Annotated in this window: 10 protein-coding genes; 4 read left to right on the top strand and 6 right to left on the bottom strand. The window is 63.6% G+C overall.

What is annotated here, in order from left to right; translation table 11 throughout:
* The first annotated feature begins 208 nt into the window (after positions 1–208).
* Positions 209–655, top strand: a complete 447-nt coding sequence (locus BRAS3843_RS00640; protein WP_244425081.1) for a GNAT family N-acetyltransferase — start codon at positions 209–211, stop codon at positions 653–655.
* 167 nt (positions 656–822) lie between these two features.
* Entirely contained in the window at positions 823–1,254 is a 432-nt protein-coding gene (locus BRAS3843_RS00635; protein ID WP_008966738.1) for a hypothetical protein, read from the top strand.
* Positions 1,255–1,362: 108 nt separating this feature from the next.
* Here the strand turns inward: BRAS3843_RS00635 and BRAS3843_RS00630 are convergent, their stop codons facing one another.
* Together BRAS3843_RS00630 and pyrE are read right to left on the bottom strand one after the other, a co-directional pair.
* Positions 1,363–2,112, bottom strand: a complete 750-nt coding sequence (locus BRAS3843_RS00630; RefSeq protein ID WP_050886318.1) for a DUF2865 domain-containing protein — start codon at positions 2,110–2,112, stop codon at positions 1,363–1,365.
* Positions 2,113–2,326: 214 nt separating this feature from the next.
* On the bottom strand, positions 2,327–2,884 hold the full coding sequence (pyrE, locus tag BRAS3843_RS00625) for an orotate phosphoribosyltransferase (RefSeq protein ID WP_008966736.1): 558 nt from the start codon (positions 2,882–2,884) through the stop codon (positions 2,327–2,329).
* Positions 2,885–3,090: 206 nt separating this feature from the next.
* On the opposite strand from pyrE, the gene BRAS3843_RS00620 reads away from it, so the two are divergent.
* Positions 3,091–3,717: a glutathione S-transferase family protein gene (locus BRAS3843_RS00620; RefSeq protein ID WP_008966734.1), complete on the top strand. Its 627-nt coding sequence runs from the start codon at positions 3,091–3,093 to the stop codon at positions 3,715–3,717.
* A 273-nt stretch (positions 3,718–3,990) separates the two neighbouring features.
* On the opposite strand, the gene BRAS3843_RS00615 is transcribed toward BRAS3843_RS00620, so the two are convergent.
* The 4 genes from BRAS3843_RS00615 to BRAS3843_RS00600 form a co-directional block, all read right to left on the bottom strand.
* Positions 3,991–4,626 (bottom strand): LysE family translocator, encoded by a 636-nt coding sequence (locus BRAS3843_RS00615; RefSeq protein WP_008966733.1) that lies wholly within the window; start codon positions 4,624–4,626, stop codon positions 3,991–3,993.
* Between the two features lie 82 nt (positions 4,627–4,708).
* A complete protein-coding gene (locus BRAS3843_RS00610) occupies positions 4,709–5,869 on the bottom strand; it encodes a glycosyltransferase family 87 protein (protein ID WP_347379563.1) in 1,161 nt (386 codons plus the stop codon).
* 274 nt (positions 5,870–6,143) lie between these two features.
* The gene (locus BRAS3843_RS00605; protein ID WP_008966731.1) at positions 6,144–7,058 is read right to left on the bottom strand and encodes a response regulator; all 915 of its coding nucleotides are present in this window, start codon (positions 7,056–7,058) and stop codon (positions 6,144–6,146) included.
* Positions 7,048–10,419: an ATP-binding protein gene (locus BRAS3843_RS00600; protein ID WP_008966730.1), complete on the bottom strand. Its 3,372-nt coding sequence runs from the start codon at positions 10,417–10,419 to the stop codon at positions 7,048–7,050. The genes BRAS3843_RS00605 and BRAS3843_RS00600 overlap by 11 nt, the downstream gene beginning before the upstream one ends.
* 178 nt (positions 10,420–10,597) lie before the next feature.
* On the opposite strand from BRAS3843_RS00600, the gene urtA reads away from it, so the two are divergent.
* Positions 10,598–11,860 (top strand): urea ABC transporter substrate-binding protein, encoded by a 1,263-nt coding sequence (urtA, locus tag BRAS3843_RS00595; protein WP_008966729.1) that lies wholly within the window; start codon positions 10,598–10,600, stop codon positions 11,858–11,860.
* Positions 11,861–11,940 lie beyond the last annotated feature (80 nt).

Raw genomic sequence — 11,940 nt, 5'->3', positions numbered from 1 at the left:
CGCCGGATGGGCGGCCTTCGAAACCCGGAGGGCGCCGGGCCCCCAGGAATGATGATAATTTATGCAAAGTTCAGGCCGGGTTCCCGATCAATTGAGCATGCAGAATGGGCTCTTCAATGCGCGGAGAGTTGCGCTGCACCAAGCGATTTGCTCGGGGCGCGCTGGAATCAGATGATTGCGAGGGGCGGATTTAATGCCTGAAGCAAGATTGGCGCAGGCGGGTGATTTGGATGGGCTAATTGCGCTTTTCGAGACTTCCGAAGTCAGCGCGGTCGCGGCCCCGCGCGAGCGGGCGGCGCGAGCTTGGGAGCAAATGCTGTCGCGGGAAGGCCTGACGGTTTTCGTCTCGGAGGTCGACGTAACAGTAGTCGCAACCTGCATGCTGATCACCGCGCCCAATCTGCTGCGAGCGGGGCGCCAGCATGGTTTTCTCGAAAATGTCGTCACGCATCCCGACCATCGCGGACGGGGACACGGACGTGCCGTCGTCCTCGCCGCGCTGCAGGAAGCCTGGCGGCAGGAGTGTCATCACGTGCTGCTGCAGAGTGGCCGAACCGACCCGCGGGTGCACCGCTTTTACGAGAGCTGCGGCTTCAGGCCGGGGTTGCGGACCGCCTATGTGGCGCAGCGGCGGCTGGATCTCAACGATTTGTGAGCGGATCGGCGAGCCTGGACCGGGCTTTCGTCGGGAAGACACGGATTTCAAGCTTCCCAAATCGACAAGAACAAATTAAGAACAATTTAGCAGGCGCTGATATAGGCTCCGATTCGGTGCCATCGGCGCCGCTCCACAAAGGCATCAGCGTTTGCAGCGAGGACACCATGTCCGGTACCGCCTTCGATCCCTTGGCTCTCACCCGCATTGCCGATTTCGCCCGCACGCTGTCGCGGCTGCACCAGGCGGCGCGGCGGCGGCCGATCGACGACGACCAGATCGACCGCGAGTTCAATGCGGTCTGCCTGTCGATCTGGGGCTATACGACCGATGACCTGTCCGACGACCTGTTCTCGGACACCGATCACACTTTCCTCGACGGTCTGGACGAGGCACGTGCGCGCATCTTTGCGGCCGAGCAGGGCTATGACCTCGTCGATGACGAGGGCATGCTGACGGACTGGTGGGGCTTCTGCTGGTTGATCCTGGCCGAGAAGCGCGGTCTGTTGACGCCGGAGAACCGCGCCGCGGCGCGGGCGGCGATCGAGGAAAAATATCTCAACGCACCGAACGTGATCGGCGTGATCGTCGGGCGGTGATGTCTGCAAGTCGTTCCAGGACGGCGCGAAGCACCGGACCCGGGACCTCGAAGTGATTGCGCCATTCTCGCGTATTGCGCGGCCCTGCCGCGGAATAGCGCTTCGCAATCAATTCATCTCAGCACGCTTGTTACGGCCTGCCGCCGGCTTTGGCGCGATGCTCATCGGCGGCGCCGCGCTGGGCACGCTCGCGGTGACGTCGGCCGGGTTGGCGTCGGTCGCGACCATGTCGGCGCGCACGGGCGCCACCTTCATCTCGGTCAAACGGGCGCGCACCTCGTTGGTCAGGCCCGGATAGGACGCGACCGGCGTGAACTCGGAGGTCTGGGCGGTGCCGCCGCCGCGCGGGCCGGTATAGGCGACCAGCCCATCGGTGGTGGCCACCACGTCGCCGGGGCGCAACGAATTGTCGAGCGCAAGGTCGACCGGAGCCAAGCCCGCGGGATCACGGCCGTTGCAGGTGCAGTCCGCGCGCAGGGCCTTGCGATAGGCGAATGCATTCTCGCTGTCGGCATAGCGCTCGCCGGTTGCGGCGGTCGCATAATCGATGCTGGAGCCGAAATAGACCTTGGTCGCGCTGGCCGGACAGAACGCCTGACACATCTGAGCCGGCGAGGCGAGCCCGCGCATCAGCGGAAAATAGCGGCCGTCGCAGCTTCGCACGCAGAACGCCGGTCCCGAGCCGCCGGAGACGACTGCGCGCGGTTGCGGCGGGGCTTGCGGATTGGTGCCGAACGGATCGGCAAAGAAGCCCTCCTGCTGCCGCTGCGGCTTGGTGAATCCGCCGAACAGGAAATCGAAGAAGTTCTCAGCCGCGGCCCGATTCGGCGTCGCGGCGACCGCTGCGGCCAGCGCCATCGCGACCGTCAGGATCAGGCGCCGCGGCGAGACCTGCAAAGACGAGAACCCGTTACGCAACGCTCACTCCCATCCGCAACAAGGACCATCCAAACGCGGATGCGTTTGCCCCAAGATCATGCCGCCACAAACAAGCCATCCTTGTGGCAAGCCTGTCAGCTTTGCGGTAACCCTAATGGCGGATGGTAAATGAGCGGTATGCTTTGCGGCCGGCTCACAAGAATTCGCTGGCTTTATAGAGCGCCTGGAACGGCAGGCCGGCCTGCGCAAAAGCCTCGGCCGCGCCTTCCTCGCGATCAACCATCGTGAACACCAGCGCCACGTCGGCGCCGGTCTCGCGCAGGGTCTCTACCGCCTTCATCGCCGAGCCGCCGGTGGTGGTGACGTCCTCGACCACGACGATGCGCTTGCCGGCCAAGGTCTCGTCCTTGGCGAGCCCTTCGATCGCAAGCCGGGCGCCATGCTCCTTCGGCTTCTTGCGCACGAAGAAGGCCGCGATCGGATGGCCCTTGATCCAGGAGATCTGCGCGATCGCGCCGGCCAGCGGCACCGCGCCCATCTCGAGCCCGCCGATGTAGTCGTAATGCTCGTCCTTCAGCGCTTCGTAGGTGAGCTCGGCGAGCAGAGTGGCGCCCTCCGGGTCCATCATGGTCGGCTTCAGGTTGAAATAGAAATCGCTCTTGCGGCCCGAGGCCAGCGTGACTTCGCCACGGCCGAACGAGCGCCTGCGAATGATCTCGAGGAGGCGGGCACGGGAGGCGGATTTGGACACGGTCTCTAATCCCGATTGTTAGGGTGCAAACATTTGCAATTTATCGGCCGCGCGAGGCACATGCCAGCGGACAAACGGGCCGTCAACAGCGGCGGGCGGCGCATGCAGGCGTTCCGCCACGGGGCAATAGCGCAAATGAGCCGTTTTGCCGCGCGATCCTGCGGATGCTATGCCGCTCTCGATGAACGAGAGCTGAAGAGGCGCGGATGACGATCGAGCTGCACACCTGGAACACGCCGAACGGACGCAAGATCTCGGTCGCGCTGGAGGAAATGGGGCTGGCTTACAAGGTGATCCCGGTCGATATTACCAAGGGCGCGCAGATGGCGCCGGCGTTCCTGGCGATCAGTCCGAACAACAAGATTCCGGCGATCGTCGACCCGGATGGTCCCGAGGGCAAGCCGGTGTCGATCTTCGAATCCGGCGCCATCCTGCTTTATCTCGGCGAGAAGACCGGCAAATTCCTGCCGAAACCGCTGGTCGAGCGGATCCCGGTCTACGAATGGCTGATGTGGCAGATGGGCGGCTTCGGCCCGATGCCGGGCCAGGTGCACCATTTCATCGCGCTCGAAAACGAGCAGGACCGCGCTTACGGGCTGAAGCGCTACATGGCCGAGACGCGCAGGCTGTATGGGGTGCTGGATCGCCGGCTCGCCGCTCACGAATTCGTCGCGGGCGAGCTCTCCGTGGCCGATTTCGCCATCCTCGGTTGGGCCTGGCGGCACCCACGCCATAAGGTAGAGCTCGCCGATTTTCCCAACGTGCAGCGCTGGTACGAGGCGTTGATGGCACGGCCAGCGGTCAAGCGCGGCATGGAGGCGAAGCTGGATTGAGTGCGGCGAGCACTGTAAACTCTTTCACTCAGGTCAAGGTCGTGTGCAGATCTCGCGCAAATTCAGTCGGGTGCACGCCGCAAGGTCGGTGCACCCTCTCCCCCAGGGGAAGAGGGTGGCGGAATCGAGCGAAGCGAGATGGAGCTGGGTGAGGGGTTTCTCTCTCGGCGATTCGTGCGTGCGGAGAGACCGCTCACCCGCCTCGCTTCGCTCGGCACCGTCTCCCACAAGGGAAGAGGGCACACACCGAATGCGCCGTGAGATGTTGGGCAACTATCCCCTTCTCGCCTCGAACGCCATTCGCATCGCAAGCCCGGCGAGCACTGTGCCCATTAGATAGCGCTGCACCAGCGCCCAGCTCGGTCGCGTTGCGAGGAACAGCGCGATCGTGCCTGCCGCCATCGCGATGGCAGCGTTGATGCTGATGCTGATCGCGATCTGGATTGCACCCAGCACGAGCGATTGCGTCAGCACGCTGCCGGCTGCGGGATCGATGAACTGCGGCAATAGCGCCAGATACAGCATCGCGATCTTCGGGTTCAGCAGGTTGGTGACGAAGCCCATAACGAACAGCTTGCGCGGGCCGTCGACGGCAAGCTTGCGCACCTGGAACGGCGAGCGTCCGCCGGGCTTCACCGCCTGCCAGGCCAGATAGAACAGATAGGCCGCACCCGCCAACCTCAGCGCGTCATAGGCGAAGGGCACTGCTGATAGCAGCGCGGTGATGCCGAACGCCGCCGACAGCATGTAGACTACGAAGCCGAGCGCCACGCCGCCGAGCGAGACCAGCCCGGCTGCGCGTCCCTGCGTGATCGAGCGCGAGACCAGGTAGATCATGTTCGGCCCTGGTGTCAGCACCATGCCGAGCGAGACAAAAGCGAAGGTGAGCAGGGAGGAGGGCAGTGGCATGATCATCTCGATTAGGGGGCGACTGCCAAGCCGTAGCGTGGATCGCCGCCCGACGTCATGCGAAAGATTGCACCGAGAGCAATCACCTTGCAGCAGGCGGCGCAACGTTCAGTGCAGGCAACGGGCGGTGATCGGCGCTGAGTGCATCGCCAGGCGAGCGGGCGATGCGCAGGAACAGAAGGAACGCCATGGTCGCGGCGGCGAAGGGCACGGAGTGTCCGATCATGACGAGAGCGCAGGCGAACAAGGCGATCACAAGAGCGACCTCCAGAGCCGGGATCGGCTCACCGGCGTCGGCACGCGCCTTCCAGAGGATCGCGATCGCTGCGGTAACCATCGGCATGTCGTAGATCATCGCGTAGGGTGTCGCGATGACGCTGCCGATGGCGGCCATCGCGATGGCCCTGTCGGTCATGCCCTGCCGGCAGGCGCGCCACGTCAGCGCAATGACGACGCAGGAAAACAGCAGCTGGACCGCATAGCCGATAATGACCGGCGCCCCGATTGCATGCATCCCTGCAACCATGGTCGGCATCAGATGGTCAAGGCTGGCCTGATTGTCACGCAGCAGTGACTGATAGCTCGGAAAGCGCACAATCCACTGCAGCCAGATCGACCAGTCCAACGTCGCGCTCGTTAAGACGAGAATGAGCAGTGCCGTCGCAACGGCAGACAGGATGGCCGCAAGATTCCGCGACGCGATCAGAACGACCGGCAGCAGCAGCACGAATTGCGGCTTGTAGGTCAACAAGCCCAGCAGGGCGCCACCAAGGATCGGGCTGCTCGTCAGCTGGCGCAATCCTCCGATCAGCAGCGCCGCCGACAGGAAGCCGTTCTGTCCCGAAATGGCGACGATCAGCGTCGTCGGCGCCGCGAGCAGGGCGAGGCCGAAGATCGACCGCCAGCTCCGTCCCAACGTTGCCAGGATATAAAGCGCAAAGGTGCCGTGAACCCAGCAGAGATAGGCGAACGGCAGCGTCATCATTCCCAGGGGAATGAGGACCAGCAGAAAGGTCGGCGGGTATGGATAAGGGAAGCCGCCTTCCAGCGCCGGGTCGAGACTGTGCTGATAGTCCGCCAGCGCAAAAGGATCGTAGATGGCAGCGCCGGAGCTTGCCGCAAACTTACCGAACGACCAGAAGCCGAAAAAGTCGCCGAAGGCCGGCTGCGGCGATGCCAGCCACCAACGGACGAGATACAGGCCGTTGTAACCGCAGAGCGCAATCAGAAGAATCAGGAACAATCGGACATCGCGCTGCTGACGGGACGCTGCAGTTGAAGCCGCTGTCATGGGACTACGTTGGGGCTGCGTTTTAGGGCCCGGAGGATGCAATGAATGGGCGGTCGGTGCGTTTTCCTACCGAAGCTTCGTCCGAACCTGCTGGACGATGTCTTACCGGTGCATCGGCCTATCGAATGTTGATGTCGTCATATCTAACAAACGGTTAAGCCGTGCGGCGGCGACATTGAACGACGACACCACTGTTTGTCGCACCCCAATCAGGGCAATCGCAAAGTCACGTCTCCCGCCGGGTCGCGCCGGTCGCGATCGCCGCGGCCGCGGTACGATTCTCGACGCCGAGCTTGGCGTAGATCTGCTCCAGATGCTTGTCGACCGTGCGCGGGCTTAAGCCCAAGATCTGCGCGATGTCGCGATTGGTCTTGCCCTTGGAGAGCCAGGACAGCACCTCGCCTTCGCGCGTAGTCAGCCCGAACGCGCTGGAGAACTCCGCAGGGAACGTGCTGGTGGATTCCTTGGAGAGGCGGAGCAGAAACTCATTCGCTCCGGCGTTGCCCATATAGTGGAGCTTGAGCTCGGGCCGTTCCGGAATCGAGGCCGCCGGCTTTCCTCCGCCCTTACCCATTTGCGCCTGATCGAGCCAGTGCCGCAGCGCCTCCGGCAGCACCAGTGCGTCGGTCGCGCCAAAGCTATCCGTCAGGAGCTTCTGCGCCTGGGGTGTAGCCCACATCAGCTGTCCGTCACGGTCGACCGCCAGCAGGAAACGCCCGGATACGTCGAGCGCGGCGCGTGCGCTCTGCGTCATGCGCGCGTTCGCCAGATGCACGCGGATGCGCGCCAGCATCTCCTCGACCACGATCGGCTTGGTGACATAGTCGACGCCGCCGGCCTCAAGGCCCTGCACGATGTGCTCGGTGTCGGCTAATCCCGTCATGAAGATGACCGGCACGTCGCTCAAGCCGGCGTCGCGCTTGAGCCTTCGGCAGGCCTCGAAGCCATCCATGCCGGGCATGACGGCGTCGAGCAGGATGATGTCGGGCGTGATCTGGTCGACGATGCGCATCGCCGCGGCGCCGTCGAGCGCGACCATCACGGTCATGCCGATGCCGTCGAGCGCGTCGGTCAAGAGCCGCAGCGTCTCCGGCGAGTCGTCGACCACCAGCGCGACGTCGCGTTTTCTGTCAGTGTTCATATGCGTGCAGGGTCTTCAGGGTTGCCATGTACTGATCGAGATCAAAACGATCGATCAGCGCGCGCATTTGCATCACGAAGTCGGCGTGCTCAGGGTGTTCGGTGCCGATTTCATCGAGCTTGAGCTGGATGGCGCGGATATAGCCGATCCGACCGAGATTGATCAGCTCTTCGAGGTATTTGAGCGGCGGCCGTGAGCCGGTCTCCGGACGCCAATGTGGAACGGCAATCGAGTCGGCTTCGTAGGTCCATTCCAGCTTGAGCAGCTGCCGGATCGTTTCCAACAGCCGCGGGATGTCGATCGGCTTCATTAGATAGCTGTCATGGAACGGCTGGGCCAGCGGCCGGCCATGCGCTTCCAGCGCGCTCGCCGAGGTCATCAGGATACGGGCCTGGTGATGGCCGCCCTTGCGCAGGGTCTCGGCGACGGTCCATCCATCCATGCCGGGCATCGAGATATCGAGGATGAAGAGATCGGGCTGGCAGTGCTGCGCGAGCGCAAGGCATGACGGGCCGTCCGGTGCACTCAACAAGATGAAACCGAGCGGCGTCAGCACCTCGCGGAGCAGATCGCGATGGACCGGATCATCATCGGTGATCAGGATGGTCTTGCGCGGCCCTTGATAGCCGGCGACGGGCGCCTTCACCGGTGCGTGCCGCGTCGGGTTGATGACTTCCGAGAGCAGGATCTTGACCCGGAAGGTGCTGCCGGTGCCGACCTGGCTGGTCACCTTGATGTCGCCGCCCATCACGCCGGCCAGCAATCGGCTGATGGTGAGTCCGAGGCCGGTGCCGGTGTGCGGCTGTGAGGCGCCGAGCGCGCCGCGCTCGAACGGCGCGAAGATCCGCTCGAGGTCGTCGGGCCGGATGCCGGGGCCGGTGTCGATCACCTCGAATTCGGCGACGGGGCTGCGATAATGCACCACGAATTGCACGCTGCCGGTTTGCGTGAACTTGATCGCGTTGGAGAGCAGGTTGATCAGGATCTGGCGCAGCCGCTTCTCGTCGGCATAGACCACGAGCGGCAACACGGTCGGCCGCTTGAACACGAAATCGACGCCTTTGGCGGAGGCCTGCAGCCGGAACATGCCGACCAGCTGGTCAAGGAATTCGCTCAGGCGCACCTCGTCACGCGACAGGTAAAGCCGCCCAGCCTCGATCTTGGAGATGTCGAGGATGCCGTCGATCAGCCCGGAGAGATGATCGGCGCTGCGCCGGACTACGCGCACCTGGTCGCGCGGCTTGGATGACAGACTGGAATCCTGTTCGAGCAGCTGGGCATAGCCCGAAATCGCATTGAGTGGCGAACGCAGCTCATGGCTCAGCCCGACGACATAGCGGCTCTTGGCCAGATTGGCGGATTCCGCCACCTCCTTGGCGCGCTGCAATTCAGCATCGGTGCGCTTATGCGCCTCGATCTCCGCGATCAGGAGCTGGGTCTGCCGCCGCGTCTCGGCCTCGGCGGCCCGGCGGCTCTGCTGCGCCAGCACGAACAGCCAGGCGACCACGCCGATGATGATGGAGAGCGCGAAAAACACCTTCCACAAGACGTCGGAGACGACGAGCCTGTCCGCAGGTTGCGCTGTGGTGGTCTCCAGATAGATCATGCCGAGCGTGAGTGCGACCAGGCCGGCCGAGGTCACGAACACGCCGAGATAATGGCCGAGCTGCGAATTGATCCTGGCCAGGATTTGTTGCGGCAGCATGCCGCCGAGCGCGGCCGCGACCTGGGCCTGCACCCGCGCATGCGGCTTGCAAAGGTCGTGGCAGCGCGCATCGAGTGAGCAGCAAAGCGAGCAGATCGGGCCGGCATAGGCCGGGCAGGAGGTGGTGTCCTCCGGCTCGAAGTGATGCTCACAGATGCAGCACTGGATCTGCTCGATGTTCTGCCAGCTCCGCTTCGGCTTGCGGGCGATGTAGTATTTGCCATCGGTCGCATAGGCGATCGCGGGTGCCACAATGAAAGCCGTCGCCAGCGCCACGAAGGCGGAGAGTGCCTTCGCCGTCGGCCCGAACAGGCCGTAGAAGGCGCTGATCGACACGATGGTCGCGATGGTCATGGCGCCGACGCCGACCGGGTTGACGTCGTAGAGATGCGCGCGCTTGAACTCCATGTGTTGCGGACGCAGGCCGAGTGGTCGGTTGACGACGAGATCGGCGACCAGCGCGCCCATCCAGGCGATCGCGACGTTGGAGTAGAGCGCGAGCGTCTGCTCCAGCGCCTTGTAGACGCCGATCTCCATCAGGAGCAGTGCGACGACGACATTGAACACCAGCCACACCACGCGGCCGGGATGACTGTGGGTCAGGCGCGAGAAGAAGTTCGACCAGGCGATCGAGCCGGCATAGGCGTTGGTGACGTTGATCTTGAGCTGCGACAGGATCACGAAGGTGCCGGTCAAGGCCAGCGCGAGCTCGGGCCGCGACAGCACATAGCGGAATGCCTCCAGGTACATGCTGGCAGGCTCGGCCGCGTGCTCGGTCGGCACGCCATGGACCAACGCGAAATAGGCCAGAAAGGAGCCGGCAAGCAGCTTCAGCGCGCCGAGCACGATCCAACCGGGGCCGGCGCCGAGCAGCGCGATCCACCAAGCCTTTTTCGAGGTCCGCCGATCGCGCGGCAGGAAACGCAGGAAGTCGACCTGTTCGCCGATCTGCGCCACCAGCGAGAACACGACGGAGGCGGCGGTGCCGAACAGCAGCAGGTCGAGGTGACCGGAGGGGTCACCGTGCAGGCCGGCAAACTTCGTCCAGGTGGTGAACGCGCGCGGATTGGCATAGGCAATCGCGGCGAATGGCACGACATGCAGCACGATCCAGAGTGGCTGTGTCCAGAGCTGGAAGCGGCTGATCAGCGTGATGCCGTGAGTCACCAGTGGAATGATCACAATGGCGCTGATCAGATAACCGATCGGGCGCGGAATGCCGAAGCACATTTCGAGCGCCGAGGCCAGGATCACCGCCTCGATCGCGAAGAAGATGAAGGTGAAGCTGGCGTAGATCAGCGAGGTGATGGTCGAGCCGATATAGCCGAAGCCGGCGCCGCGCGTCAGCAGGTCGATGTCGATGCCGCATTTCGCAGCATGATAGGCGATCGGCAGGCCGCAACCGAAGATGATGAGACTGACGACCAGGATCGCGGCGGTCGCGTTGGTGACGCCGTAGTTCAGCGTGATCGTGCCGCCGATCGCCTCCAGCGCCAGGAAGGAGATCGCACCGAGCGCCGTGTTGGCGACACGTGCTGCGGACCAGCGCCGCGCGCTCTTGGCCGTGAAGCGGAGCGCGTAGTCCTCCAGCGTCTGGTTGGCGACCCACTGGTTGTACTGTCGCCTGACGCGGTCTATCCGCTGCCGCCCTGCCACTCCCCAACTCCTGACCCGAAGCGGTTCTCACAATTCGTCCCGCCCCCGCAACCGCCGTCTGAAGCCTACGTCGCGCTTTTGCGGTGCAGTATACGCAATCTTGCGTATCCGTGCAGTGCACAAACCGCGCCATCCTTCGCCTGACCCAAGCGTCATCGATCCGAAAAATGGGGTGGTCATGTCAGACGATATCGAAAGAGGCCTGAAATCGCCGCTGCGGCGCCAGTTGCTGATGGGAATGGCAGCGATCCCGGCCCTCACCATGCTGCCGCGGCCGTCATTGGCCGACGTTCCTGCAACTTCCGCGGTGAATACGACCGGGCTCGCAGTCACCGATAGCGAAGTGACTGTCGGCATCCTGCACTCGGTGACGGGTACCATGGCGATCTCCGAGACCGGCTCGGTCGAGGCCGAGAAGCTCGCCATCGAGCAGATCAACGCCCAGGGCGGCGTGCTCGGCCGCAAGATCAAGTTCATCCAGGAAGACGGCGCCAGCGACTGGCCGACCTTCGCCGAGAAGGCCAAGAAGCTGCTGGTGAACGACAAATGCGCGGCCGTGATGGGCTGCTGGACCTCGGCCTCGCGCAAGGCGGTGCTGCCGGTGTTCGAACAGTATAACGGCATGCTCTACTATCCGACCTTCTACGAAGGCCTCGAGCAGTCCAAGAACGTCATCTACACCGGCCAGGAGGCGACTCAGCAGATCATCGCCGGGCTCGACTGGGTCAACAAGACCAAGGGCGCGAAGAGCTTCTATCTGCTCGGCTCCGACTACATCTGGCCGCGCACCTCCAACAAGATCGCGCGCAAGCACATCGAGAACCACCTGCAGGGCTGCAAGGTGGTCGGCGAGGAATATTTCCCGCTTGGCCACACGCAGTTTAACTCGGTCATCAACAAGATCAAGCTGACCAAACCCGACGTGATCTACGCGATCATTGTCGGCGGCTCGAACGTCGCCTTCTACAAGCAACTCAAGGCCGCTGGCATCGACATGTCGAAGCAGACGCTGCTTACGATCTCCGTCACCGAGGACGAGATCGACGGCATCGGCGGCGAGAACATCGCCGGCGCCTATGCCTGCATGAAGTACTTCCAGTCGCTCGACAATCCGAACAACAAGGCGTTCGTTGCCGCGTTCAAGAAGATGTGGGGCGAGAAGACCGTGATCGGCGACGTGACCCAGGCCGCCTATCTCGGCCCGTGGCTGTGGAAGCTGACCGTCGAGAAGGCCGGCAGCTTCGACATTGACAAGATCGCGGCGGCCTCGCCCGGCGTCGAGTTCAAGGGCGCGCCGGAAGGTTATGTCCGCATCCACGAGAACCACCATCTGTGGTCGAAGACCCGCGTCGGCCGGGCCAAGGCTGATGGTCAGTACGAGCTGATCTACGAGACCGCCGATCTGGTCGAGCCGGATCCGTTCCCGAAGGGCTATCAGTAAGGCGCTGATCAGCCAGCGGGCACTGCTCTGCGCTGCTTGTCGCAGCCTTCGATAGCGACGCTGTCGCGCCAGTGAAGGTG

Source organism: Bradyrhizobium sp. STM 3843 (genome assembly GCF_000239815.1).
In the GTDB taxonomy this organism is placed as follows: Bacteria; Pseudomonadota; Alphaproteobacteria; order Rhizobiales; family Xanthobacteraceae; genus Bradyrhizobium.
Note: the sequence above shows the minus strand (reverse complement) of the source record. Positions and strands in the feature narration are given on the sequence as shown.

Bases quoted from the DNA above. Each gene is read 5' to 3' on its own strand.
- BRAS3843_RS00620 (WP_008966734.1), top strand. From the start codon at position 3,091: ATGACGATCGAGCTGCACACCTGGAACACGCCGAACGGACGCAAGATC.
- BRAS3843_RS00635 (WP_008966738.1), top strand. From the start codon at position 823: ATGTCCGGTACCGCCTTCGATCCCTTGGCTCTCACCCGCATTGCCGAT.
- BRAS3843_RS00605 (WP_008966731.1), bottom strand. From the start codon at position 7,058: ATGAACACTGACAGAAAACGCGACGTCGCGCTGGTGGTCGACGACTCG.
- BRAS3843_RS00615 (WP_008966733.1), bottom strand. From the start codon at position 4,626: ATGCCACTGCCCTCCTCCCTGCTCACCTTCGCTTTTGTCTCGCTCGGC.
- urtA (WP_008966729.1), top strand. From the start codon at position 10,598: ATGTCAGACGATATCGAAAGAGGCCTGAAATCGCCGCTGCGGCGCCAG.
- BRAS3843_RS00630 (WP_050886318.1), bottom strand. From the start codon at position 2,112: ATGGCGCTGGCCGCAGCGGTCGCCGCGACGCCGAATCGGGCCGCGGCT.